Below are 26,073 nucleotides of genomic sequence, written 5' to 3'. Positions count from 1 at the left end.
GTAGTTAACTAAACTTAGCTAATCACTTGCTTAATGTTGTTTGGTGCGTCTTAAACTACGTTCAATCCGCGAATGCTCTTTGCCAGCCTCAAGTAAGGCTTCTTCGATAAAGGCTAAGTGAGCATTACTAGCAAGACGTGCTTGCTCTGGGTTTCCTTCAATAACCGCATCCATCAACAGTCGTCTGTGTTCTGCGAGCTGCTGGCTGATCTGTGGTTTTTTTAACAGTACAGTTAAATTCTGTAATACATTTTGCTCTAGCAAGGCCTGCATACCACGAACTAAATGTAGCAGTACAACGTTATGAGACGCTTCTGCCACACTAAAATGGAATGCATTAATTGCTTTTGCTTTTTGCACAATGTCGTCATTAACGAGCGCAATGTTGTCAAAGCTTTGTTTTACTTTTTTGAAGTCATTCGTTGTGCCACGCATAGCTGCATAATATGCTGCGATTCCTTCAAGGGCATGACGAAATTCGAGTAAATCAAATTGTGACTCTGGATGCTTACTAATCAAATCAAAAAGCGGATCAGTGAGCCCCTCTTCAAGCTGATTTTTTACGAACGTTCCGCCACCTTGGCGACGCGTTACTAACCCCTTAGCTTCTAGCTTTTGAATCGCCTCACGCAGCGAAGGTCGCGATACTTCAAATTGTTTCGCTAACTCACGCTCAGGAGGCAGCTTTTCGCCTGGCGCCAACGACCCCTCAAGAATCATATTCTCAAGTTGTTGTAAAATTACATCAGATAATTTTGCTGCTTTAATCTTTAAAGACATTTATTAACGTCCGCATTGTTATGCGCTAACCCCATAAATATCGGGTATTTAGCCTTGTGCTTTGACCAAAAAGGTAAATTGGTCATACCAAATTTGTCGCATACGTTATCAAAAACCCGTATTTCTGTCAATTTCACTACGTTCAGCGCCTAGTTACACCCTAACGTAATTCGTCTAAAGATTAAACAGTATGGATTAAAGTGGCTTTTTCTGAAGGAAAAAACAATAAAAAATAAATGGTCAGACCAGATTGAGCGACAGAGCTTTTAGTGGTCAGGTTTTAGATGTTAGATAAATTGATTAGCTTTGTAGCAGCGGGGTTACCCCGCGTCGTTGAATTGAGTACTGAAAAATATTCGAAGTAGGATGCACTTCAATGCTGAAAAAATCAGAACTCAATCGAAGTGCATTAGTAGAGCAATTAATGAATAAAGTTATACAACAAGCTTTACTCTTTCAACTCGCTAACTTTACACACTACGCCAAACCACCAAATAAGGTAAGCGCTGCGATGATCACTAAAAAGAACAATACATTTCGTTTTACAAGCTTCATCATGCAAGTAGCTTCATAAGTACAACCAAAATGTTGTTGCTCTATTTGCTCAGCGGCAAGTGCGGTTTGCGTAACAACTTTACGGTTACTCACTGAAAAGTCGAGCACATACTTCAGCCAACAACTGGTGCCTTTATTAAAGTTACCAATCACTAAATAACCAAAGCTTGCAACTCGTGCAGGTAACCAATCAAGCCAAAACAGTAAGCTATGGATCAGTTTAAAACGCTTAGCGTACGCCACTTTATGGTCGTCTCTGACTTTATCAGCAAAAGTTCGAACTAGCGCATAAAGAACTGCGCCAGGTACACCTAAAACCACAAACCAAAAAATAACTGCACAGTAAAAGCGAAAATTTAGCCAAGCTAGAGTTTGGCCAAAAGTCTCACCTTGAGGCTCATCTTCTGTTTTCTTTTGGCCCATTTGTAATGCATATAAGGTCGCCGCCTCTTGATCGTTACGTGTTAAGGCATTTAAGTAAGACTTATATAAAGCACGTTGTTTAGCACAGCCAAAACATACCAGCAGCGCAGTAATATTCACTGCCAGCTGCCAAATAATAAAATCAGAGAGTTGATAGACTAAACCTGCGGCAACGACAGGCAACATCAACCAAATCAAAAAGCCAATTGGCGAATTAAATAAGCCTTTTTCTGAGAGTTGTTTTTGCGAGTGTTTAAGATATCTATTGGCATAAAAACCGATTTGCCAATAATCTGCTCGAGCTCCTAAACGCTCAATCACCAAAGCAATAATTATTGAAATTAAGATCATGCCTTTACCTATATCCTTTAACTAAAACACTAAATCAAAATAGTATTGCCAATCAAAACTCGCACCTGGGTCAGTTTTTCTGCCCGGTGCAATATCACAATGGCCAACAATGCGCGAACGGTTTATCTCAGGGTACTTTGCCATCAACGCCTTAGTCACTAAGTGTAATGCATTATATTGGGCTTGGGTATACGCTTTGGTGTCTGTACCTTCAAGCTCAATGCCCACGCTAAAATCATTACAGCGCTCTCTACCTTCAAATGTTGAGATACCGGCGTGCCAAGCTCGTTTCTCAAAAGGCACGTACTGAATAACTTCACCAGTACGACGAATAAAGCAATGTGCAGACACTCTTAATCCTTTTAAATCAGCAAAGCTTTCATGCGCCGTACAATCAATTGTTCCCATGAACAAATCATCAACATAAGGCGTTGCGAACTGCCCTGCTGGCAATGAAATATTATGAATAACAAGTAATGATACCTCGCCTTCTGGGCGTTCATCGTAATGTGTACAGGGTCTTTGTAACACATTGTTTAATTGACCCAATTCATTTATATGCATATTAAAAACTAACGATGACAATAAAGTTAAATAGTGTAAAGGGTTAAAATCTCAGGGTCTAGTTGCTTTGATTCAATCACTTAAAGTAACAGTGAGGATACTTTACTGTAGCCAATCTTTGTCTTCTATTGAGGGGGTAAACATAGTAAAATTTCGCCAATTTATTAATAAACAATGAGCTTTCGACATGTCAGTCCCACACACATTAATTAGCCAACTGGTAAAACTCGCCCTTGATGAAGATTTAAATTACCAAAGCGCAAATGACGGTGATATTACCGCGCAACTAATTCCAGAAAACGAGCTAGCCAATGCCAAGGTAATTACCCGTGAAGACTGCGTATTTTGTGGTAAAGACATTATTTTAGAAGTTTTTAACCAAGTTGATCCTACAGTAAACGTTGAAGTACTTGTAAATGACGGCGACAAAGTAGCTGCAAATAGCACACTTTTTACAGCATCAGGCTCAGCTCGCGCAATTTTAACTGCAGAGCGCACTGCCCTTAACTTTGTACAAACACTCTCAGGTACAGCAACAACAACCGCTCATTATGTAAAAGAGCTTGAGGGTACAACGACGCAGCTACTCGATACGCGTAAAACAATTCCTGGCTTACGTGCGCTACAAAAATACGCTGTAAAATGTGGTGGCGGCGCGAATCATCGTATCGGTTTGTTTGATGCGTTTTTAATTAAAGAAAACCACATCGCTGCCTGTGGCGGTATTGATAAAGCAGTAGCTCAAGCAAAAATCAATCACCCTACAAAACCAGTTGAGGTTGAGGTGGAGTCACTTGATGAGCTTGAGCAAGCAATCACAGCAGGTGCTGATATCATCATGCTTGATAACTTTACAGTCGAACAAATTCAACAAGCAGTCGTGCTGACAGACAAGCGAGCAAAGCTCGAAGTATCTGGCAACATGACACTCGAAACCTTAAAAGCCTATTCGCAGGCTGGCGTTGACTTTATTTCAAGTGGCGCACTTACAAAAAATTTACAATCAATCGACCTTTCAATGCGTTTTAGTGCTTAAAAATAGCTAGCCACGTATTTAATGCTTACCTAATCCGTTGACAACGAAATAAAAAAAGCATTAAATACGTACAAAGCTTGTAATAGTAACAAAAAACAAACATTTATACGGCAAAATATCACTCTTTAGTATGTCTGCACCCTAGGCTCTTACACACATTTTAGTTTCACTCTTCAAAGTATTAGCAAGGATGCCATATCAAACAGTGCAATAATTGAATTAGCTTGACCTGTCTCAAACTAAAGTAGGAAAGTTCTGAAAAAACCTCTAGCTAACAGGAAAATAGCTTTCAAAATCATTGAATAATGCTAAAGTTAATTAATGTTTTCAGAACATGGGAAGTTCTAAGAGTTTTATGTTATCGATCAAGCTTTATTTAAAGAAGTTTTAATTAAAACTGTAAGATTTATCCTGTAAATTGAGCCTTGGTTTACAACGCTGAAGTTACAGCTAAACTTACAAAATCATCATATCCTTTAGGAGAGGAACAAATGACAAAACAAAACCAACAGGGTTTCACCCTAATTGAATTAATGATTGTAGTTGCAATCATAGGTATTTTGGCTGCAGTAGCACTTCCTGCATACTCTGACTATCAAGCATCATCTAAATTAACAGCTGGTTTAGCTGAAATCACTGGCGCAAAAACCGAAATGGAAATTGACGCTAATAATGGTGAAACGATTGCTTCAGTAACAGATCTTAAAGCTATCAAAAACGCTGATACTCAAAATTGCGATATCACAGCCAGCTTAGCAGCTGATGGCACCGGTAGTATTGTTTGCACTATTGATAATGCTCCATCTCAAGTTTCATCAGCTGTAATTACTTGGTCGAGAGCCGCTACAGGTGAATGGACTTGCGCTACCACTGGTTTAACTGGTGATGCAAAAGAATTAGCTCCTAAGAGCTGCCCACATTCATAATATGTGAATTTAATAAAGCGCCTTTCAAAGGCGCTTTTATTTTAACTAATGATAAAGTTTCCTTTAATATTACTTTTTAGTACATTATATTTCTCATTAACGCTTCTTCCATTTGTTCCAATATTTTCATTTGACTATCATAATCATCAAAGATTACTACAGATAATTTTACTTTTTTTAACGTCTATACTTTTTTTAATAAAGATTGTTAAAGATAAACAGCTATTATTAGTCATCCCAATAAACAAATTAGTATATTTATTTATTGTAATGGGGTTTATTTCATCTTTTCTGTCTAACGAAGCTACTTTTAGTTTATTTTATGTACTTCATTTTGTGCTACTATTTTTGCTTTTATTCATAGTTTTCAATGAAGAAAGCGAAAATAGAAGCCTTTACTTTATAGCTTCTTTAATAACAATACATGGTATCCTTGTATTAGTTTGCTTCTTAAATGTGATCTTCTCTATCGTTGACCAAGTAAAACCGAGCCCATTCGTTATATATCAAAACTTTATTAACATTCGATTTTTTAATCAAATTCAGATTTTCATAATACCGTTACTTATATACTTTTTGAAATATAGAGACATCAGGCGTGTAGTATATTTTTTTCTTACTTTAAACTTTCTTTTGATTTTTATAGGTCATGCTAGAGGTGCATTATTAACCTTTACTTCCATTTTCTTGCTAACACAACTTTTTGATAAGCATCAAAGAAAAAACTACCAAATTACATTAGGTTGTCTATTTGTTGGTTTGCTGCTCTATTACTTTCTCACTATACTTTTTAGTTCTGGTGAGATACCTGTAAATACAAGCTCTTCAGGTAGATTATTTATATGGCAAAAAGTTATTTCTGAATTTACTTGGCAACAACTTTTTATAGGTAATGGTCCTGGCGTATTTCAAGCTTCATTACCAGGCAAACCGCCAATGAGTCACCCTCATTCCTCTGTAATAGAAATAATTAATGAATGGGGCTTTTTAGCTTTTATATTTTTATCGTCAGCTATTTATATAACAATTAAAAATGCAGTCTTTTATCTTACGATAAATAAGGAAGATGCCATATCAAAAGCTCTTCTTTATTCTTTATTTTCTGGCCTTTTATATTCATTATTATCAGGTGTACATGTGATGCCTGTTTCACAGACATTACTATATATTATTTGGGGTCTATTAATAGCTAGAACTTCGCGTAATGTTAAGGTGTTACTGACGTTTAAAAAGTGTAAATTAATTATTTTTGCTATCATATTTGCTGCAGTGTGGTATTTTTATGGTTGGGTAGCATTAGAAACCTATCAAAAAATGAATCCTGATACTGGTTATATTTTTGGACCAAGGTTTTGGTCAATAGCTCATAGATTATGAATTATATAATTTTCGATTTTCAAAATAATATTTTAATACATTACAACATAACGGGTTTTATCCATGGCTAAGAAACAGGAAGATAAAGACCTAGATACCTTCCAATGGGTAGGTGTTAATGCTAGAGGCAAGAAGCTGGAAGGAGAACTAACTGGCAGTAGTATAGCCCTTATCAAAGCTCAGTTACGCAAACAAGGCATCACTCCATCTAAAGTTAAACGAAAACCAAAACCTTTATTTGGTATAAAAAGCGTACAAAAAGTTACTCCTAAGGATATTGCTTTAATTACAAGGCAAATCGCTACTATGCTTTTAGCTGGTGTGCCTTTAATACAAGCGATTGAGCTCATATCATCAGGAGCAAAGCACAAAGGTGTGGCCAAGTTGATGGAAGGAGTTGGCGATGAAGTCAAAGCCGGTGTGCCACTTTCTCAAGCGCTCCGTAAACATCCGCGCTATTTTGATGATTTATATTGCGACTTAGTGGCCTCAGGTGAACAGTCGGGTGCCCTTGATAAAATTTTTGACCGTGTTGCGCTTTATAAAGAAAAGGCCGAAGCATTAAAATCGAAAATTAAAAAGGCCATGTTTTATCCTATTGCGGTTTTGGTGGTCGCAGTCATTGTAACTTCTATTCTACTTATATTTGTAGTGCCACAATTCCAAGATATCTTTAACGGTTTTGGCGCTGAGTTGCCGGGCTTTACTTTAATGGTGATTGGTATTTCTGAGTTCATGCAGGAATATTGGTGGATAATTCTAATTGTAATTATCGCCGCAGGTTTTGCTTATAAAGAAGCTTTATTAAAAAGTAAAAAACTCAGAGATGCTAACGATAGAGCCATATTAAAACTCCCCGTTATTGGTATGATTTTGAATAAAGCGGCGGTTGCGCGTTACGCTCGTACTTTATCAACTACGTTTGCTGCTGGTGTACCTCTGGTTGATGCACTTGACTCTGCTGCGGGTGCTTCTGGTAATGCGGTTTATCGCTATGCTATTTTAGAAATTAAAGCAGAAGTGAGCTCTGGTAATTTAATGAACTGGGCAATGCGTAACTCTAAAATATTCCCCGATATGGTGATCCAAATGGTAGCCATTGGTGAAGAGTCTGGCTCACTTGATGGCATGCTTGCTAAAGTCGCAACTATTTATGAGCAAGAGGTTGATGATGCCGTTGACGGTTTATCAAGCTTACTTGAGCCACTCATTATGGCTGTATTAGGTGTGCTGGTTGGTGGTTTAATTGTTGCTATGTACTTGCCTATATTCCAGTTAGGGTCGGTGATTTAACACATGGCTGTAAGCAAAACTCAAAACGCTAATTGATAACTTGCTACATAAAATAAATAATAAAAACAGTTCAACACAGCGAAATTAATTCGGCCTCTAAATGGTCAGATGTTAGGTATTTTAATGGAAAACTTTTTTCTTGATATAACCACTGCGATGCAAAGTCAGCAGTGGTTTTATTTTTTAACTGTAGGCTTAGTAAGCCTGTGTATTGGTAGCTTTTTAAATGTGGTGATTTATCGTTTGCCACTGATGATGAAAAGAGAATGGCAAACTGAATGCCGTCTTGTATTGGCCGATGAGCTAAATTCAAAACAGCAAACAGAACAAGCTCCCTTTAATTTAGTAAAACCTAATTCAAGCTGCCCAAAATGCAAGGCTCCGATTAAAGCTTGGCAAAATATCCCTGTGCTAAGTTGGCTATTATTAAAAGGTCGCTGCGCAAGTTGCCAATCACCAGTATCTGTACGCTACCCTATTGTGGAGATGCTCACAGCAGTTTTAAGCATAATTGTCGCTGTAATTTTTGGCCCAACTAAGCTTGCTCTGCTTTATATATTTATTACCTGGGTTTTAGTCGCTTTAACCTTTATCGATATAGATCACATGTTACTACCCGACCAACTAACCCTTCCTTTAGTATGGTTGGCACTGATTGCAGCCACTATGGATATTACCATTGCTCCAAGCGACGCTATTATTGGCGCAGCAATTGGCTACTTAAGCTTGTGGAGTGTCTACTGGCTATTCAAGTTAGCCACAGGTAAAGAGGGTATGGGATATGGCGACTTTAAACTATTAGCTGTGTTTGGTGCGCTACTTGGCTGGCAAGATATTTTAACTATCGTACTGTTATCAAGTGTCGTCGGTGCCATCATCGGCATTGCGCAAATCATTATTCAAGGTAAAGATAAAACTACGCCAATTCCATTTGGACCCTACCTTGCCATTGCCGGTTGGCTAACCTTGCTTTGGGGTGAGCAAATTCAAGCTTACTACTTTAATTATTTGGGCTACTGATTATGGCAAGCTGGATTTTAGGATTAACGGGTGGTATCGGCTCAGGCAAAAGTGCAATAAGCGCCATGTTTGAAGAGCTTGGCATTCAAGTGGTTGATGCTGATATCGTGGCTAGAGAGGTCGTTGAGCCAGGTTCAACGGGACTTGAAAAAATTACTGAACACTTTGGTGATGAGATACTCACTACTGATGGCAGCCTTGATCGTGCAAAACTAAGAGCAATTATCTTTGCTGATGAATCACAAAAGCAATGGCTAAATAATTTATTGCATCCGCTTATTAGAGAGTCAATGCTCGCTCAATTACAGCAAGCCACCAGCCAATATGTAATATTAGTTGCGCCTCTACTTTTTGAAAATGGCCTAGATCAATTCTGTGATCATACTCTATTGATAGATGTTCCTGTTGAAGTGCAAATAACGAGAACCACAGCTCGAGACAATATCTCTGTTGAATTAGCTAAGCAAATCATCGCTTCACAAATGCCCAGAGCAGATAAGCAACAAAAAGCGACAGATACATTAGATAATAACCGCCTTCTTTCTGAGGTAAAAATTGATGTACAAAAGTTGCATGAGAAATACCTGACTTTAATTTAACGATATTATTGATTTAAATACTTATTTTTGTAAAAAAGCAGCCACAGAAAAACAATACCAAAGTACCAATTAACTAGCTAAACATTTGAGTTTATGGTTATTTTATTTTGCAATTTTTCCAAAATCAGACAAGACTGATGTAACCGTTTTACTTTTTCTGTTAGATTGTGGCAAATAAAGGATCAAACTAGGTGCGCAATGAATATTAACTCACCGCTACTTCGAAAATTTATCACTCTAGGTCGCATTGATGCAGAGACCGTAAAATCAAAGCAGCGCGAATACAGCTCAACTGCGGAGCTAATTTCTAAAACATGTGGTATGGCTGGCCATGAGCTAGCAGAGCAATGCACAGATCTTTTCAGAGTCCCTTATTTTGACATCAAAGATTTTGATGTATCACACATTTCTGAAGAACTTGTTAAAGACAAACTCATTCGTGAACACCACATTCTGCCTTTAGTAAAAAAAGGCCGTAAACTCTACATTGCCGCCTCGGATCCAACCGATTACGGAGCCTTTGAAAACTTTGAATTTAGTACTGGTCTTTCATGTGAAGTAGTTGTTGTTGATTACGTTCAGCTCGAAAATAAAATAGAACAATTACTTGATGCTGCAGGCGGTTTACACTTAAGTGAAGATGAGTTTAAAGAACTTGGCGATCTTGAAACCGAAGCTCCTAAAGACTTAACCAGCAAAGATGAAGACAAAGACGATGCGCCTATTATTGTCTACATCAATAAAATTTTGATGGATGCGATAAAAAAAGGTGCATCGGATCTACACTTTGAACCTTATGAACACCGTTACCGTGTACGTTTTCGTATCGATGGTATTTTGCATGAAATGGCAAGTCCACCCAATAGCTTAGCGAGCCGTTTGTCGGCGCGTATTAAGGTTATGTCTCGACTTGATATTGCAGAAAAGCGTAAACCTCAAGATGGTCGTATTAAGCTTAAAATCACTGAACGTAAAAGTATCGACTTCCGTGTAAGTACGCTACCTACCCTTTGGGGCGAGAAAATCGTAATGCGTATTCTCGACTCATCAAGTGCTATGCTAGGTATCGATGTACTTGGTTATGAACCAGAGCAGAAAAAACTCTACATGGATGCACTTGAACAGCCCCAGGGCATGATCTTAGTAACCGGTCCAACAGGTTCTGGTAAAACCGTATCACTTTATACTGGTTTGAATATTCTTAACCAGCCAGAGCGCAATATCAGTACTGCCGAGGATCCAGTAGAGATCAACCTTGAAGGGATTAACCAAGTACAAATTAATCCAAAGGCAGACATGACCTTTGCTAATGCATTGAAGGCCTTCTTACGACAAGATCCCGATGTCGTCATGGTTGGTGAGATCCGTGACCTTGAAACCGCTGAAATTGCAATAAAAGCGGCGCAAACAGGTCACTTGGTATTATCGACTCTGCATACAAACTCAGCACCAGAAACCCTTACTCGTCTTTTAAATATGGGTGTTCCTGCTTATAACGTCGCAAGTTCAATCAGTCTTATTATTGCGCAGCGTCTAGCAAGACGACTTTGTCCTAAGTGTAAAACACCAGAAACACTCCCTGATGAAGAATTGATTCGCCAAGGTTTTGATAAAGACAAGCTCAATGAGGTTCAGTTATTCGCACCAAAAGGCTGTGACAGCTGTACTGAAGGGTATAAAGGTCGAGTTGGTATTTACGAGGTAATGCAAATTACCCCTGAAATAGCGCAAATTATTATGCGTGGTGGTAACTCACTCGAAATCGCTGAAGTATCTCTACGCTCAGGCTTTAATGATCTACGTTTATCAGGCCTGAAAAAAGCCGCCGATGGTGTTACCTCTCTGGCTGAAATAAACCGAGTAACGAGTTTCTAAACAAATTCGTTACTGGATTCTCAACTAACTGTTCAGTAAGATCTGACGAAAGTGCTTAATTAAGAGTGATATCATGCCAACAGTTGTAGACTGCCCAACATGCAAAGCCAAAGTAGAATGGTCAGAACAAAGTCCACATCGCCCATTTTGTTCAAAACGCTGCCAGCTAATAGATTTAGGTGAGTGGTCGTTTGAGAACAATAAAATTTCTAGCCCAATTAGCAATGCTAATGATTTGAGCCAAGATATGATTGAAGATATCGAAGCGATGCTAGCTAAGAGCGATGATTCATTCTTTAAAGAATAAAGCGTCAAATACAAAAAATGCGGCATTTGCCGCATTTTTTATATTAATAGTAATTTGGTATTAACCTTCAGAACGCTCACCTTTGCGCTCTCCGCGTGGACCATGGTGACCCTTTTTGTGACCTTTTTTACGCAGGTGCTTTTTAATCTCTTGATAGCTTTCGCGCTGTTCAGCATTTAAAACCTGCCAAATGGCATGATCAGATTTCATTTTTAGCATTGCAAACTGCTGGCCTTTTTCTTGACGCGCATTAATTAGTTCTAATGCGGCATTTTCATCAAATGTTTTAGCTGCTAATAATGCATCCATTTTCTCTTTGTGTGCAGTACGAGCGGCTTTCATTGCATCTTTATCACCACGCAGTGCTGCAAATTGTGTTTTCTGATCGGCAAAAATCGCTTTAAGTTGCGTTTGCTGATCTTCTGTAAGTTGTAATTTATCAATACCACGCTCAGAAAGTAAAAAACGTGCTTGTGGATTCATCCCACGGTTAAAGTCACCTTTCGCCATTGCTGAAGTAGCACCGACACTCGCTGCTGCTAAACCACAAACAAGTACGAATTTAGAAAGCTTATTTGAAATAGTCATAATCATTACCTTTTGTTGGGTTGTGCTCTGTTGTCGTTTCCGACTGATGGGTTAACTATAACTAATTCAATGCAAAGGAACGCAAACCAGTGTAAAGGTTGTGTAAAGATTCACTTTTACACAATTTACTGAGTAAAATAACCTTAAAGAAATAAATAGCTAGGTGTCAGAATGAAACTATTAATGATCGACGACGATACAGGATTGTGCGAATTACTCAGCGAGTACTTATCAGCACAAGGTTTTACAGTAGAGTGTGTTCATGATGGCGCTGAAGGCCTAAAACAAGCTATAAAGCATAACTATGAGCTAATATTGCTTGATGTGATGCTGCCATCTATGGATGGCTTTGAGGTGCTAAAGCAGTTAAGACAACATAAGCTTACTCCAGTGATCATGCTAACCGCTAAAGGTGAAGACTTTGATCGTATCTTTGGTTTAGAACTAGGCGCAGATGATTATATTCCTAAACCATTTAACCACAGAGAACTGCTAGCCCGCGTTAAAGCAATTACCCGTCGCATCGAACATATCAATAGCTTATCGAGCCAACAGGCCAGCTCATTGAGTGTCAACAGCATCAATGTTAATTTCGCAACGCGAGAAGCTTCTGTTAAAGACAACGTACTTAGCCTCACCGGCACTGAGTATGAGATCCTTGCCATACTAGTACAACATGCCGGTGAAGTGATCAGCAAAGAACAAATAAGTGAGCAAGTCCTTGGTAGACGCCTTGCCCCTTTTGACCGTTCAATCGATATGCATGTCAGCAACATCCGTAAAAAGATTGCAGAACACGTTAGTAATGAACGGATCAAAACCATGCGTGGCAGTGGTTATGTATTAATACAAGGCGAATAATATGCAAACTCCAAGCTGGCTAAAGCATCCTCGGCATTATTTGTTTTTAAAAATATTTGCCTGGTTTTGGGTTACCGTCATAGCGACTATCACAATATTGGTTTTTTTAAGCCAATTAACGAGCAATGTCGGCAACGATGAGCTGCGTGGACCCATGCTTAAGAACCTAGAGTACACTGCTAAAAGTATTGAACGTATTGTTGCTAAGCACGGCAAACCAACTCAAGAGGTTTTATCTCATCCGCGCTTATCAAAGCATAAATTACTGTACTTAAATGGTGAGGTACATGGTGTTGAAATGCTCAGCGAACCTGTATCCAAAGACATTGATTTAAGCTTGCTGAACTTTACCAAATATATGCGCCCGCAAATTATTTTTACCGATGAATACCAAGCTTATGGACCGGTAGCTTTAAATGTACCCGAAGGTAAATTTTATCTTTATGAAATCGATGAAAAACGCAAGAAACCGTTTTTTGTCAGCCTTTGGCTAATGCCAACCTGGCTCAAGCTATTGATAGCTTTAGTTGCATCCTTGATGCTGAGTTTCTTCTTTAGCCGCAACTTAATTGCACCCATTAATAGTTTAAAAGAAACCGCAAAAAAACTAGCTCATGGCGATTTAACAGCTCGTGCCGATGTATCTCCTACTCGTCAAGATGAGTTAGGTGTACTTGGTCGTGACTTTAATACCATGGCAGTACAACTTGAGCAGCTTATTAGCGCGCAAAAAAGATTACTAGCAGATATTTCCCATGAACTACGATCACCATTAACGCGCTTAAAAATGGCCACAGGCCTTGCACAAATGCAAGCCGATGATGCTCAACACGCTTATTTAGAGCGTATTGAAAAAGAAGCTAATCAGCTTGATAAAATGATTGCCGATGTCCTTCAAGTTTCTCGCTTAGAGGCCAAAAGCCAAACTCTAGCGTTGAGTACGCAGTCTTTACAAGTGATTGTTGATCATGTACTTAACGATGCTCAATTTGAAGCTAAGCAAAACAATAAAGAGCTTATTGTCAATGGTACACTAACTGCCGACTTAAAATGCGATGAAACCTTAATAGCCAGCGCACTTGAAAATGTACTACGTAATGCCATTAAATACGCAGAACATTCAATCTCAATAGGCTTAGTTGAATCAGATGCTATTTACATTACTGTTTGTGATGATGGTAAAGGGGTTGATGAAGCGAACCTTGCAAGGCTATGTGAACCCTTCTTTCGCCAAGAACATGCTCGCGATAGAAGCACAGGCGGCACAGGCTTAGGTCTTGCAATTGCAAAGAATGCTATCTCAGCACATGATGGTACACTAACACTTGAAAACCAAGAACATGGCGGACTATGCGTAAACATCCGTCTCCCATTTAAGAGTGAGTAAATGTTTTACAGTAGCGAAGCAAGTCTTGTTAGTAACCTACCTAATATTAACCAGTTTTTTTCTGAGCAATTAAAGCAAGACTTTCTGAGCACCGCTCATGGCAAGCTTTATTACGGCTATGCTATTCCTCAGCAAGCAAAAACGGCCATCGTTATCAGTACTGGCCGTATAGAATCTCTAGTTAAGTACAAAGAGTTGCTTTGGGAGCTATATCAAAATGGTTTTGCGGTTTTTAGTGTTGATCACCAGGGGCAAGGTCGCTCTTATCGTCATTTAAAAAATACTCATAAAGGCTATGTAAACCGGTTTACTGATTACGCAAATGACTTTGCAGTATTTATAGATAAAGTAGTGCAGCAACACTGGCAAGGAAAGCAGGTTTTGCTTGGCCACTCAATGGGCAGTGCCATTGCCTATGATTACCTGTCGCGTTATCAACATCAATTTGCAGGGGCTTTTTTATCAGCGCCGATGTTTGATATCTATACCAAAGGCACGCCAAAGCCTGTTGCAAAACTAGCTGCTAAAATTGCATCCTTACTTGGTCTTGGCCGCAGTTACGCATTTGGCCAAAGCGATTATTTACCCGTCGACTTTGCAGCTAATGAACTAACCAGTAGTGAAATTCGTTATAAGCTGTTCAGAGAGCTGTATGCAGCAGAAGGTGATTTACAACTAGGTGGCGTCACCTATGGCTGGCTCAATGCATCGTTTGATTTTATTGCTTCTTTAGTCGATAAAAAAGTCGATATTCCTTTGTTTATCGCCAGCGCAGAGCAAGATACTGTGGTCGATAACGCTGCGCAATTTGCACTTACTCATAGACAAAAGCAAGCACAAATAAAAAGCTACGCAGGTGCTCGCCACGAACTATTGTGTGAACGCGACGAGATCAGACAAGCAGTACTCTGTGATTTTTATCAATTTTGTGCAGAACTTTGACGTGTTTTGTTAACTACTGAAAGTGGGTCTAAGTGCATTAAAATATCCATTTCGCAATCAAAATGCGTTTGAATTAACGCTTCTACTTCATCAGCAACTTGATGTGCTCTTAATAATGATAAAGAGTCTTCCAGCTCTAAATGCATCTGAATAAACTTAATTTTACCACCTTGGCGGGTGCGAATATCATGGGCGCCAAATACGTCTTGATGACTATTCACAATGGCGAGTATCTCTGCTTTTTCTTCATCTGGCAGCTCTTTATCCATTAAATGATCAGCACTGTCACGAGCAATGTCCCAACTGTTATAAAGTAAATAAACAGCCACACCAATAGCAAATAATGGATCGGCATAAGCAACACCGTACTTAGCTAACACAATTGCCAGTAGTACGGCCAAATTTAAGATTAAATCGCCTTTATAATGAATCGAGTCTGCTTTAATGGCGATTGATTCAGTGTGGTTGATCACCTTAGTTTGCACAAACACCACCACGAGCGTACAAACAATAGCGAAAATACTGACCCAAATACCAAGATCAGAATGCTTTAAAGTTACAGGATTAAATAAGCGCTCAATGCCATGAAACGCTAAAAAACAACCAGAACCTGCTATAAAAGCGGCTTGTGCAAGCCCTGCTAATGCTTCGGCTTTACCGTGACCAAAGCGATGGTCGTCATCAGCAGGACGCAGTGCATAACCAAGCACTAAAAAACTCATCAGTGATGCGGTGATATCCATTAACGAATCAGTTAAAGAACCCAACATTGATGCCGAGCCAGATGCAAGCCATGCCCAGCTTTTTGCCGCAATCATTAAACTCACCATAACAATGGTGACTAGACTCGCTGTTTTAACCCAAAACTCGTAACTACGATGCTGCACAACAACTTACCTTAAGTGAGTAACTGTATTGAGTATATCATCTTTTCTTTCTAGTTCGTGTATACTCAGCAGCAGATCAAATCCTTTAAAATGAGATTCACATGCTTGATATTGTGTTGTACCAACCAGAAATTCCACCAAACACGGGTAATATCATTCGCTTATGCGCAAACACAGGTTATGCGTTACACCTAATTGAACCACTTGGTTTTGAGTGGGATGATAAACGTGTAAAGCGAGCTGGCCTTGATTATCATGAGTTTAGCCATGTACAGCGCCATGCCTCGTTTGAAGCATACCTTGAAAAATGCCAGCCAAAAAAAGTCTATGCTTGTACCACTAAGGGCAGCCAATTTCATCATCAAGCGCAATACCAACCCGGCGATTGTTTAGTGTTTGGGCCAGAAACGCGTGGCTTACCTGATGAACTCATTCAATCATTACCGAAAGAGCAACGTGTACGCATTCCAATGCAAAAAGACAGCCGTAGCATGAACTTATCTAACTCAGTGGCTGTATTTGTTTATGAATCTTGGCGTCAATTAGGGTTTGTGAACGGTCAATAATGCACTGAAAATGTGATTTAAAATTATCCACTAATTATTTAGCACGACCTTTTTTAATATACTAATCTAAAAGGGCTGATTTAATACTTTAGATGGAAAGTAATGCGTATTTTCACCCTAGTGTGCTGTATCATTTTACTGTTACAGCACTTTGCCAGTGCTGCAACAGTTTTCACTTCCAACCCACCGATTGCTTTAACAAGTTATGTAATCACCGCAGCACTTACCTTGTTATTACTCATCGCAGTAGTGATAATTATTAGTATTGCTCTACAGCGTAAAAAACAGAGATTGGTTTTTGTTGATGCGTTACTTTCAAAATCGAAAGACGCTGTCTGGGTTACTGATGATGAGTTCAATATCATTGAGGTTAATAGAACATTTAGCGAAATCTCAGGTTTTAGCGAGGATGATGTCATCGGTAAACGATTTAAAGCACATACATCTAATGGCCGTGACCAACAATTAGAAGCAATTATAAAGCAAGAGCTTATAGATGATGGCTATTGGTCTGGTGAAATTTGGAATGTCCGTAAAAATGGCAAACCCTACGCCCTTGATTTATCCATTACTAAAATTACGACTTCGCGCTTTTTCAAAAAATCAGTTCGCTATGTCGGAGTATTTTCAGATATAACAGCCCGCAAGAATAATGAGCGCACGATGCTCAAGCTTACAACCAAAGATACTGTTACTGGTTTATCAAACCGCGCCATTTTTATAGAGTCGCTCGAAAAAGCGATTAAAGCCTGTAACGACACATACCCAAGCTTGCTAATCATATTTATCGACCTAGATAACTTCAAAAAAATAAACGACTCTTTGGGTCATACTGTTGGAGATGTTTTATTAAAAGAAGTTGCTTGCCGTCTTACTGGCGCACTCAACTCAGCTTTTACCATTGCAAGACTCGGCGCAGATGAATTCGCGATTCTTGTGCCGCCCTATCTCTACTCAGGTAAAACGGTATTCTTCGCCAAAAAGACCGCAGACATCGTGCTGCAGCAATTCAAAACCCCTTTTATGTTGGATGGTTTTGAGACTTCGCTATCTGCCTGTTGCGGCCTTGCTATTTATCCAGACAACGCCTATAACTGCGAAAACTTAATGCGCAGCGCAACCAGTGCTTTGAATCATGCTAAGAAAATGGGCCATAATACATATCAATTTTTTGATAAAGACCGCCACACACTCGACCCAACCGAGTTAACCAAAGAAAGCGCTTTATTTAGAGCTATCAACAACAATGAGTTTGAGCTTTATTTTCAGCCTAAGTTTGATGCCCAGCATAATCAGTTATACGGCTTTGAAGCATTAGTTCGCTGGCCACAAGAAGATGGCAGTGTGATTAACCCCGATGAGTTCATTCCGCTGGCTGAACAAAATGGTGCCATTATTCCGCTTACCCAATTACTAATGGAACAACTACTTAATCAACTAGCACAGTGGCGAAAACAAAACATTTCGTTTGGTAATGTAGCTATTAATATTTCAGCCCTACACTTTCAACAAAGTAGTCTTATAGAAACACTCGTTGATAATTTGGCTAAATTTGACGTCCCAGCACATTGCTTAGAACTCGAGATCACAGAAAGCGCTATGATGGATAACCCTGAGTTTGCAGAGCAGCAAATGAAACGTATAAAATCACTAGGTGTACATATTGCACTAGATGATTTTGGAACCGGCCATTCATCACTCAGTTACTTAAAACGCTTTCCTATTGATACGCTAAAAGTCGACAAGTCATTCGTAAAAGACATCGATAAAAACGACCAAGATCGTAATATCACCGCCACCATAGTGCGACTAGCTAAATATTTAGATATTAATGTGGTCGCCGAAGGAGTAGAAACAGAAGAACAAGCCTACATGCTACATATTATGGGCTGTCATTTTCAACAAGGTTATTATTACTGTAAGCCATTAAAAGCTGAGCAAGTTAGCGAATTTATTAACGAAAAATTAAAAAAGCAACAATCAAGCTAATGATTAGAAATATACTTTAAATAAAAAACGCGATTAATAAATCGCGTTTTTTATTTAAAAGTGCACAATCTAAATTATTCAGATTTTTGCTCACGGCCAAGTAGTGCCATCGCAGCTTCTTTTACATCTTTATTTTCATAAAGCACTTGGTAAATTTGCTCCGTTATTGGCATTTCGATACCAGTGCGCTCAGCAAGTAAATACACTTCTTTGGTATTTCTATAGCCTTCAACAACCTGACCAATAGATTCAATCGCAGCTTCTACGCCTTCACCCTTGCCAAGAGCAAGGCCAAAGCGACGGTTACGAGATTGGTTATCTGTACAGGTTAAGATCAAGTCACCAAGGCCGGCCATACCCATAAAGGTATCTGAACGGGCACCTAATGCACAACCTAAACGGCATAGCTCAGCTAAACCACGAGTGATTAAAGCAGTACGTGCGTTGGCACCAAAGCCAAAACCATCAGACATACCTGCGCCAATCGCAATGACATTTTTAACTGCGCCACCAAGCTGTATACCAATAAAGTCATCATTGTTATACACCCTAAATGAGCGGCCACAGTGTAAAAGGTCAGCTAATTGCTTAGCAAAGTCTTTAGAGGTAGACGATACCGAAATAGCGGTTGGTAAACCCATTGCCATTTCTTTGGCAAACGTAGGTCCTGAAAGCACAGCCAGAGGAACATCATCTCCTAGCTCTTGTACCGCTACTTCTTGCAATAAACGCCCTGTATTTGGCTCTAAACCTTTGGTAGCCCATGCAACCTCAGCACCTTCTGACAACCAAGGTTTGATTTTTTGCAGCGTGCCAGCAAAAGCATGACTCGGCACAACAACCAAAATGATCTTGCTTGCTTTAACTGCCGTTTCTAAATCAGCTTCTAGTTGGAGGGTTTCAGGAAAGCTAACATCTGGAACATAACGTTGATTCTTTCGCTCAGCTGCAAGCGTAGCAACGTCATCGCTATTGCGGCCCCACAAAGTAACTGGGTGGCCATTTCTGGCAAAGCAAATAGCAAGGGCGGTGCCATAAGACCCCGCCCCTAATACTGTAACAGCTGATTGTGCTGTACTCATAGCTTATGCGTCTGCAGTTGCCTGTTGATCTTGAGCTGCACGTTGTTGCATGTATTGAGCAAATAGTGCGTCGAAGTTAACTGGCGCTAAGTTTAATTGTGGGAAAGTACCACGGTTAACTAGGTTTGATACTGCTTCACGTGCGTAAGGGAAAAGTACGTTCGGGCAGAAAGCACCTAACATGTGTGCAAGTTGAACTTCTTCAACTTCACCAATTGTGAAAATACCCGCTTGTTGGATTTCACATAGGAATGCAGTTTCTTCACCGATTGAAGCCGTTACTGTTAAAGCAAGAACAACTTCAAACACACCTTCTTCTAATTTGTTAGAACGAGTATCTAAGTCAAGCTTAACTTCAGGAGTCCACTCTTTTTGGAAAATAGCAGGTGAGTTAGGCGTCTCAAATGAAACATCTTTAGTATAGATGCGTTGGATTGAGAATTGAGCGCCGGCTTGTTCTGCTGCTGCGTTTTGATTTTCTTCGTTCATTGTAATTCCTAACTTGTATTCGTTTTTATATTTAAAATTTATTAAGCGTTAAGCTTTGCGTCTAAAATGCCTTGCGCTTCAATTGCCATCATGTCGTCACAACCGCCGATATGTTCATCATTAATGAAAATTTGCGGAACTGTGTAACCACCATTTGCTTTGTCGATCATTTCATCACGACGCTCAGGGTGAACACCAATATCGATATTCGTGTAGTCTACACCTTTACTGTCTAATAACGCCAAAGCACGTTGGCAGAATGGGCAGTATGCTTTTGTGTAAAGAACAACATTACTCATAATAATTCCTCTATCGGGCAGTGAGCCTTATTAACGACCGGTCGTTGTTGGTAAGCTAGCTGATTGCCAAGCGCCCATACCGCCCGCTAATACATAAACACGCTCAAAACCTGCTTTATGCATTGCAGTTGCGATACCTGAGGCTGTCATGCCCGTGGTACATACTAGTATAATGGGTTTCGTCTTAAACTTTTCAAGGCTTGAAAAATCAGATTGCTTTGCTTTTTCCGGATTTAAGTGAGTTGCGCCTGCAATACGGCCAGAGTTAAACTCTTTTTGTGAACGTATATCAATCACTTGGCCATCATCACGGTTAATTAGCAAGGTAAGTTGCTGTGGGTTGATTTGACGGATAGCCGAAAATTTACTTTTAAACCAACTGCTGATCAGCATTGCAACTAATGCCAACCAGATAATGCTCAAAACCGGATGATTCGAGATAAATTCAATATATTGATCCATGCGTTTTCCACTAAGAAATTTAGGTACCACAGCGCATAGCCATGGGTTAATTAAAATTTGCCACGCAAGTATACGTGCTTGAATTGAAAATGCTAGGGCGTGAAATATTTTAATATGACATATTGATAGCTGATCAAAACCATAAAACACGGTATGCTAGTGATATATAAGTGCCAATCTTCAGGAGCTATAATGACAGAGCATAAAAAACCATTGGTATTAATGATCTTAGACGGTTGGGGATACCGTGAAGACACAGAAAGTAACGCCATACTTGCTGCTAATACCCCAGTACTCGACAACCTTTGGGCAACCCGCCCACATACATTAATTTCAGGTTCGGGACTTGATGTTGGTTTACCTGCAGGACAAATGGGTAACTCTGAAGTAGGTCACGTAAATTTAGGTGCTGGCCGAATCGTTTACCAAGATTTCACTCGCATCACTAAAGCCATTGAAGATGGTGAGTTTGATAGTAACCCTGCACTTGTTGATAATATCGATAAAGCTGTAAATGCAGGCAAAGCCGTGCATATCATGGGCCTTTTAAGCCCAGGTGGCGTTCATAGTCACGAAGACCACATTGTTGCAACAATCGAACTAGCTGCTAAGCGCGGTGCAAAAGAAGTTTACTTCCACGGTTTCTTAGACGGCCGTGACACACCGCCACGTAGTGCAAAAGCCTCAATTGAGCGTATCGAAGCTGTATTTGCTGAACTTGGCTGTGGCCGTTTAGCCACGCTTGTTGGTCGTTATTATGCAATGGACCGTGATAACCGTTGGAATCGTGTCGAGCTTGCTTATGATGTTATGGTGAGTGGCATTGCTGAATACAGCTACACTGACGGTGTAACCGCACTAGAAGCCGCTTATGCACGTGACGAGAACGACGAGTTCGTGGCTGCAACAACGGTTGTACCTGAAGGCCAAGCAGCTGCAGAGATCAATGACGGCGACACTGTTATCTTTGCTAACTTCAGAGCAGACCGAGCACGTGAAATGACTCGTGCCTTTGTTGATGCTGACTTCAGTGGTTTTGATAAGAAAAAATCACCTAAGTTAAGCGCTTTTGTAATGATGACAGAGTACGCAGCAGACATTAAAGCGCCGATTGCGTTTGCTCCGGAGCCTTTAACAAATGTATTAGGCGAATGGTTAGAGAAACAAGGTAAAACACAGCTACGTATTTCTGAAACAGAAAAATACGCACACGTGACCTTTTTCTTTAGTGGTGGTCGTGAAGATGAATTTGTTGGTGAGACTCGCGAACTGATTCCATCACCACAAGTAGCAACCTACGATCTGCAACCAGAAATGAACTCTGAAATGCTGACCGATAAACTTGTTGAAGCAATCGCTAGCGGCAAATACGATGCCATCATCTGTAACTACCCTAACGGAGACATGGTAGGCCACTCAGGTGTATTTGAGGCTGCTGTGAAAGCGTGTGAAGCAGTTGATCATTGTATTGGTCGTGTAGTTGCAGCACTTGAAGAACATGGTGGTGAAGCGCTTATTACAGCCGATCATGGTAATGCTGAACAAATGGCTAACCCAGCAACGGGCCAAGCACATACCGCACACACCAGTGAGCCAGTGCCATTTATCTATGTTGGCCGTGATGCGACACCACATGATGGTAAAACACTGAGTGACGTGGCTCCAACCATGCTTCACCTACTCGGCTTAGAGCAGCCAAGTGAAATGACTGGTAAACCAATCATGACGCTGAAATAAGCTATGAGTAAATGTATTAACCACTTCCTTAAAACTGGTTTAATACTGACTTCATTAGTAGCAACTACGGTTGTTGCTAATGAAGATCAAACCAAAAAAGACTTATCAGACATTCAATCAGCTTTACAAAAAACAGAGGCTGAGCTTAAAGGTCAACGCAAGTCCATTGCCCAAATGCGTAAAGATCTGCGCGCCCATGAGCTCGACATCGCCAAAAATGCCAAAGCATTAAACCTTGCCGCCCAATCTGTTAAAGAAAATGAGCAACAACAACGCGAACAACAAGCTAAAGCTGAGCAACTTAAAGCCCAGCAAGCACAACGCCAAACCTTATTAGCTGCACAACTAAAAAGCGCCTATATGGCGGGTAGTCATGACTATTCAAAGATGTTGCTTAACCAACAAGACACAGCCAAAATTGAGCGTACACTAAGTTATTATAATTACTTAAATAAAGCACGTATTGAGCAAATTGAAGAACTCAAAGCACTGCAGCAAGAAATTGCAGACAACCAAGCTGAGCTTGAAAAAACCAAACAACGTCTAGTTGCCTTATATGATGAGCAAATAAGACGCCAGCAAGCTCTAGTCAATGCACAGCAAGAGCGTAAAACTAACCTCAATAAACTCCAGTCAGCGTTAAAAGAAACGAAGAGCTCAATTGATTATTTAAAAGAAAATGAGCAAACCCTGATCACCGCCATTGAAGAGCTTGAACAAGAACGAAACGAAAAAGTTGAATTACTAGGCTTACAAAGTAGTAAGGGCAAACTCGACTGGCCAACCAAAGGAGCATTACGCCACCGCTTTGGACAACGCAAGCACGGCAACATAGATTGGAAAGGCGTACTAATCAGCGCCAAAGAAGGCAGTAATGTTAAAAGCGTACAGAACGGCCAAGTGGTTTACGCTGACTGGCTAAATGGCTTTGGCTGGGTTATCGCTATTGATCATGGCGATGGCTTTATGAGCTTATATGGTCACGCTCAAACCCTTCTTCGCGATGTTGGCGACCTTGTTAGAGAAGGCGAAACGATTGCTTTAGTCGGTCAAAGCGGCGGACAACCAGATCCTGGTCTATACTTTGAAATACGCCACAAAGGACGCGCAGTAAATCCTGTAAAATGGTGCAGACGCATTTAATTGATTAAATAGCTGCACTCTATGAGGAGCAGCTGATGCTAAACACAACTTACTCTTACAATGCTCATTTTTCCCCAGCTAAGTTTTTTACTCAGCTGTCTTTTCTATTACTTGTCAGCTTGCTATGCCTGATATTGCAATCGTTTCAGGTTGTTGCAAAACCCTCGTTACAATCACTACAGCATCAGCAACTAAACGAAATCCTATTTAATATTCATACGTATTATGTTGATGATCTGAAGCTACAAAACGCATTTGTAACTCAACCTGATAACTTACAAGTCGAAGCGTTATTCGAGCGCCTTGATCCATATTCAAAATATCTCGATGAAACTGAACTCGATGCTATCTTCAGTAGCACTAATGGTAGGTACACAGGACTCGGTATAGAAGTAAAGATCGAAGAGGGTCGGGTATATATTGTTAACACTATTAATAACTCACCAGCGGCGCTTGCGGGTCTTCAGGTAAATGATGAAGTTATTGCGATTAATCAACAGCCTATTTTAGACAAAAGCATCGAAGAAGTGGCTAAGTTGATTCGCCAAAGCGGTGAGAACGCCGTTGATGTAGTTGTTAAAAGAGAGACAAATACTGAGCTTAATTTCTCGGTTAAGCGCCAACAGATTAACCTAGAAAGTGTTAGTGGCCATTTAGCAGATACAGGCGTTGCACTGATCAGTATCAATGCATTTAACAATCATACATTGCACGATGTTGCTCGAGAGCTTGCAAAAATGCAGGTCACCAATAGCTTCCCTCTTTCAGGTTTAATCATTGATTTACGCGATAACCCTGGCGGTACATTACAAGGGGCGATTGAAGTTGCAGATCTGTTTTTAGATAACGGCACCATCGTATCCACCAAAGGTCGCTTTAATGAAGCTAATCAGAAGTTTAAAGCCCATAAAGGCGACATACTCAGTGGCGCTCCTATTGCCGTGCTAATTAACGAAAACTCAGCCTCTGCAGCTGAAATACTCGCAGCAGCACTGAGAGACAATCAACGAGCGGTGCTAATTGGCGAAACTTCATTTGGTAAAGGCTCAGTGCAATCGTTGATACCATTAGGTAATGGTAATACCGCATTAAAACTGACTACAGCACGTTATTACACACCTTTAGGTCAATCTATCGATGGGAAGGGGATCACTCCAGATGTGAGTATTAATCAAACAATGCTTTCAGAAATTGACCAAGGCGTTATAATAAAAAATATCCAAGAATTGGCGCTTTTTAGCTCACTTCTAGATAGACAAGACAAAAAGCAACTTACAGCAAAGCAGCTCGTTATTATGCAGTAAGTAAATGCTCACAACGGATATAATAATTACAAAAAGTGAACTTAAAAAAAAGCTTATTACTCGCCGTATGTTGCCTACCGCTATTTTGCCAAGCAAAGCAAATAGCCATAGTAATTGATGATATAGGCAACCATCAGCGCGACCTTGAAATATTAAACTTACCAGGGCAAGTGACCTTTTCAATCTTGCCCCATACACCCTATTCGCAAATATTTGCTGAACGCGCCAGTAGAACTCATAAAGAACTACTTTTACATGTTCCCATGCAAGCGCTTGATAAAACCAAAGCACTTGGTCCGGGTGCGCTCACCGATACTATGAGTAAGTCAGAGTTACAAACAACCCTTGGCCATGCATTAGCCTCTTTACCACAAGTAAAAGGGGTCAATAACCACATGGGATCTGAGCTAACACAGCTTACTGAGCCAATGAAATGGACGATGGAAGTATTAAAGAAACGTGGTTTGTATTTCTTAGACAGCCGTACAACGAGTCAAAGTGAAGCACAAAATGTTGCTAACCTGTATGGTGTCGCAAATGTATCTCGCCATGTATTTCTTGATAACAATGTCACCCAAAGTCAGCTACAACACCAACTAGAAGAGCTAAAAACCAAAGCTCAACACTTCAACTACGCAATCGCCATTGCCCACCCCTACCCAGAAACCGTTGCTTTTCTACAACAAGCCCTCCCAGAACTACAACAACAAGGCTTCGAACTTGTTCCCCTCTCACAACTAGTCGAAACAAAATACATTCAACTAGCCAAAGCAGAGCAAAAACAAGGGGAATGAGTGTTATAAACGAGAGTTGCGAGTTAGCGAGAGTAAAGTTGAAAGAGTAAAGCTTGAGATCTGGCGTAGGTTGGGTAGAGCGCAGCGAAACCAAACACAGAGCTATCAGCTTTCAGATGTCAGCAAACAGCCGCGCGGTGTGGTTTTTTGGGTAAGAGTCTCCCTAAGCAATAAAGCCCTGCCAAGGCATTTCAGAGTTGTCTATTAGCAAGATAAAGCTTGAAGGTCTGGCGTAGGTTGGGTAGAGCGCAGCGAAACCCAACAGCGTGGTAATTCGTCATGCAGAATGAAAAGATAAAGCTCATTAATAAAAGACGAATTAGCGCAAGGTGAAGTAAGCCATTTTAGAGATCGCTAACCTGTTATACCATTCCGCTTAAATATCTGATCTAATATAGGCTATATAAAATCACCGGCTAATAACATTGAATTCAAAC

The 26,073-nt window shown here is 40.1% G+C and carries 26 protein-coding genes; 17 read left to right on the top strand and 9 right to left on the bottom strand.

What is annotated here, in order from left to right:
- Positions 1-30 precede the first annotated feature (30 nt).
- From pdhR to ampD, 3 genes are all read right to left on the bottom strand, one after another.
- Positions 31-780 (bottom strand): pyruvate dehydrogenase complex transcriptional repressor PdhR, encoded by a 750-nt coding sequence (pdhR, locus tag CWC02_RS14780; protein WP_036965924.1) that lies wholly within the window; start codon positions 778-780, stop codon positions 31-33.
- Between the two features lie 477 nt (positions 781-1,257).
- Entirely contained in the window at positions 1,258-2,109 is an 852-nt protein-coding gene (gene ampE / locus CWC02_RS14775; protein WP_138619068.1) for a beta-lactamase regulator AmpE, read from the bottom strand.
- A 21-nt stretch (positions 2,110-2,130) separates the two neighbouring features.
- Positions 2,131-2,673: a 1,6-anhydro-N-acetylmuramyl-L-alanine amidase AmpD gene (ampD, locus tag CWC02_RS14770; RefSeq protein ID WP_054550989.1), complete on the bottom strand. Its 543-nt coding sequence runs from the start codon at positions 2,671-2,673 to the stop codon at positions 2,131-2,133.
- Between the two features lie 187 nt (positions 2,674-2,860).
- Between ampD and nadC the strand changes: the two genes are divergently transcribed.
- The 8 genes from nadC to yacG all read left to right on the top strand — a co-directional run bounded on the left by nadC (position 2,861) and on the right by yacG (position 11,106).
- Positions 2,861-3,709, top strand: a complete 849-nt coding sequence (nadC, locus tag CWC02_RS14765; protein WP_138619066.1) for a carboxylating nicotinate-nucleotide diphosphorylase — start codon at positions 2,861-2,863, stop codon at positions 3,707-3,709.
- 491 nt (positions 3,710-4,200) lie between these two features.
- Positions 4,201-4,635, top strand: a complete 435-nt coding sequence (locus CWC02_RS14760; protein WP_138619064.1) for a pilin — start codon at positions 4,201-4,203, stop codon at positions 4,633-4,635.
- A gap of 48 nt (positions 4,636-4,683) precedes the next feature.
- Positions 4,684-6,012: an O-antigen ligase family protein gene (locus CWC02_RS21105; protein ID WP_349304122.1), complete on the top strand. Its 1,329-nt coding sequence runs from the start codon at positions 4,684-4,686 to the stop codon at positions 6,010-6,012.
- Positions 6,013-6,075: 63 nt separating this feature from the next.
- Positions 6,076-7,305: a type II secretion system F family protein gene (locus CWC02_RS14750; RefSeq protein WP_054550985.1), complete on the top strand. Its 1,230-nt coding sequence runs from the start codon at positions 6,076-6,078 to the stop codon at positions 7,303-7,305.
- A gap of 123 nt (positions 7,306-7,428) precedes the next feature.
- Positions 7,429-8,325, top strand: coding sequence for a prepilin peptidase (locus CWC02_RS14745; RefSeq protein WP_138619060.1), 897 nt, complete (start codon positions 7,429-7,431; stop codon positions 8,323-8,325).
- A 2-nt stretch (positions 8,326-8,327) separates the two neighbouring features.
- Positions 8,328-8,924 (top strand): dephospho-CoA kinase, encoded by a 597-nt coding sequence (coaE, locus tag CWC02_RS14740; protein WP_138619058.1) that lies wholly within the window; start codon positions 8,328-8,330, stop codon positions 8,922-8,924.
- Positions 8,925-9,122: 198 nt separating this feature from the next.
- Entirely contained in the window at positions 9,123-10,799 is a 1,677-nt protein-coding gene (pilB, locus tag CWC02_RS14735; protein WP_138619056.1) for a type IV-A pilus assembly ATPase PilB, read from the top strand.
- A gap of 73 nt (positions 10,800-10,872) precedes the next feature.
- A complete protein-coding gene (gene yacG, locus CWC02_RS14730) occupies positions 10,873-11,106 on the top strand; it encodes a DNA gyrase inhibitor YacG (RefSeq protein ID WP_138619053.1) in 234 nt (77 codons plus the stop codon).
- A gap of 60 nt (positions 11,107-11,166) precedes the next feature.
- On the opposite strand, the gene CWC02_RS14725 is transcribed toward yacG, so the two are convergent.
- Entirely contained in the window at positions 11,167-11,694 is a 528-nt protein-coding gene (locus tag CWC02_RS14725; RefSeq protein WP_138619052.1) for a Spy/CpxP family protein refolding chaperone, read from the bottom strand.
- Positions 11,695-11,865: 171 nt separating this feature from the next.
- On the opposite strand from CWC02_RS14725, the gene CWC02_RS14720 reads away from it, so the two are divergent.
- Genes CWC02_RS14720 through CWC02_RS14710 form a run of 3 tightly spaced genes read left to right on the top strand, consistent with a single transcriptional unit; the run spans position 11,866 to position 14,884 of the window.
- Positions 11,866-12,555: a response regulator gene (locus CWC02_RS14720; protein ID WP_138619050.1), complete on the top strand. Its 690-nt coding sequence runs from the start codon at positions 11,866-11,868 to the stop codon at positions 12,553-12,555.
- Between the two features lies 1 nt (position 12,556).
- The gene (locus tag CWC02_RS14715; protein WP_138619048.1) at positions 12,557-13,942 is read left to right on the top strand and encodes an ATP-binding protein; all 1,386 of its coding nucleotides are present in this window, start codon (positions 12,557-12,559) and stop codon (positions 13,940-13,942) included.
- Positions 13,943-14,884: an alpha/beta fold hydrolase gene (locus CWC02_RS14710; RefSeq protein WP_138619046.1), complete on the top strand. Its 942-nt coding sequence runs from the start codon at positions 13,943-13,945 to the stop codon at positions 14,882-14,884.
- Here the strand turns inward: CWC02_RS14710 and CWC02_RS14705 are convergent.
- Positions 14,863-15,771, bottom strand: coding sequence for a cation diffusion facilitator family transporter (locus CWC02_RS14705; RefSeq protein WP_138602166.1), 909 nt, complete (start codon positions 15,769-15,771; stop codon positions 14,863-14,865). The genes CWC02_RS14710 and CWC02_RS14705 overlap by 22 nt on opposite strands.
- A gap of 101 nt (positions 15,772-15,872) precedes the next feature.
- On the opposite strand from CWC02_RS14705, the gene trmL reads away from it, so the two are divergent.
- Both trmL and CWC02_RS14695 read left to right on the top strand, forming a co-directional pair.
- Positions 15,873-16,337, top strand: a complete 465-nt coding sequence (trmL, locus tag CWC02_RS14700; RefSeq protein ID WP_054550977.1) for a tRNA (uridine(34)/cytosine(34)/5-carboxymethylaminomethyluridine(34)-2'-O)-methyltransferase TrmL — start codon at positions 15,873-15,875, stop codon at positions 16,335-16,337.
- 102 nt (positions 16,338-16,439) lie between these two features.
- Positions 16,440-18,326, top strand: a complete 1,887-nt coding sequence (locus CWC02_RS14695) for a putative bifunctional diguanylate cyclase/phosphodiesterase (RefSeq protein ID WP_138619044.1) — start codon at positions 16,440-16,442, stop codon at positions 18,324-18,326.
- Between the two features lie 74 nt (positions 18,327-18,400).
- Here the strand turns inward: CWC02_RS14695 and gpsA are convergent, their stop codons facing one another.
- The 4 genes from gpsA to CWC02_RS14675 are packed head-to-tail and all read right to left on the bottom strand — an operon-like array spanning position 18,401 to position 20,658.
- On the bottom strand, positions 18,401-19,408 hold the full coding sequence (gene gpsA, locus CWC02_RS14690) for an NAD(P)H-dependent glycerol-3-phosphate dehydrogenase (RefSeq protein ID WP_055022087.1): 1,008 nt from the start codon (positions 19,406-19,408) through the stop codon (positions 18,401-18,403).
- Between the two features lie 3 nt (positions 19,409-19,411).
- Positions 19,412-19,897, bottom strand: coding sequence for a protein-export chaperone SecB (gene secB / locus CWC02_RS14685; protein ID WP_054550974.1), 486 nt, complete (start codon positions 19,895-19,897; stop codon positions 19,412-19,414).
- A 41-nt stretch (positions 19,898-19,938) separates the two neighbouring features.
- Positions 19,939-20,196 (bottom strand): glutaredoxin 3, encoded by a 258-nt coding sequence (gene grxC / locus CWC02_RS14680; RefSeq protein ID WP_138619042.1) that lies wholly within the window; start codon positions 20,194-20,196, stop codon positions 19,939-19,941.
- A 30-nt stretch (positions 20,197-20,226) separates the two neighbouring features.
- Positions 20,227-20,658 carry a rhodanese-like domain-containing protein gene (locus CWC02_RS14675; RefSeq protein ID WP_054551326.1) on the bottom strand — a complete coding sequence of 144 codons (432 nt, stop codon included), beginning with the start codon at positions 20,656-20,658 and terminating at the stop codon, positions 20,227-20,229.
- Between the two features lie 192 nt (positions 20,659-20,850).
- Here CWC02_RS14675 and gpmM point away from each other — a divergent pair, with 192 nt between their 5' ends.
- The 4 genes from gpmM to CWC02_RS14655 are packed head-to-tail and all read left to right on the top strand — an operon-like array spanning position 20,851 to position 25,636.
- The gene (gene gpmM, locus CWC02_RS14670) at positions 20,851-22,395 is read left to right on the top strand and encodes a 2,3-bisphosphoglycerate-independent phosphoglycerate mutase (RefSeq protein ID WP_054550972.1); all 1,545 of its coding nucleotides are present in this window, start codon (positions 20,851-20,853) and stop codon (positions 22,393-22,395) included.
- A 3-nt stretch (positions 22,396-22,398) separates the two neighbouring features.
- A complete protein-coding gene (locus CWC02_RS14665) occupies positions 22,399-23,538 on the top strand; it encodes a murein hydrolase activator EnvC family protein (RefSeq protein ID WP_138619040.1) in 1,140 nt (379 codons plus the stop codon).
- 35 nt (positions 23,539-23,573) lie between these two features.
- Positions 23,574-24,842: a S41 family peptidase gene (locus CWC02_RS14660; protein WP_138619038.1), complete on the top strand. Its 1,269-nt coding sequence runs from the start codon at positions 23,574-23,576 to the stop codon at positions 24,840-24,842.
- Between the two features lie 35 nt (positions 24,843-24,877).
- The gene (locus CWC02_RS14655; RefSeq protein WP_138619036.1) at positions 24,878-25,636 is read left to right on the top strand and encodes a divergent polysaccharide deacetylase family protein; all 759 of its coding nucleotides are present in this window, start codon (positions 24,878-24,880) and stop codon (positions 25,634-25,636) included.
- The last annotated feature ends 437 nt before the right edge of the window (positions 25,637-26,073 follow it).

Source organism: Pseudoalteromonas sp. S2721 (assembly GCF_005887425.1).
GTDB classification, from domain to species: Bacteria; Pseudomonadota; Gammaproteobacteria; order Enterobacterales; family Alteromonadaceae; genus Pseudoalteromonas; species Pseudoalteromonas simplex.
Note: the sequence above shows the minus strand (reverse complement) of the source record. Positions and strands in the feature narration are given on the sequence as shown.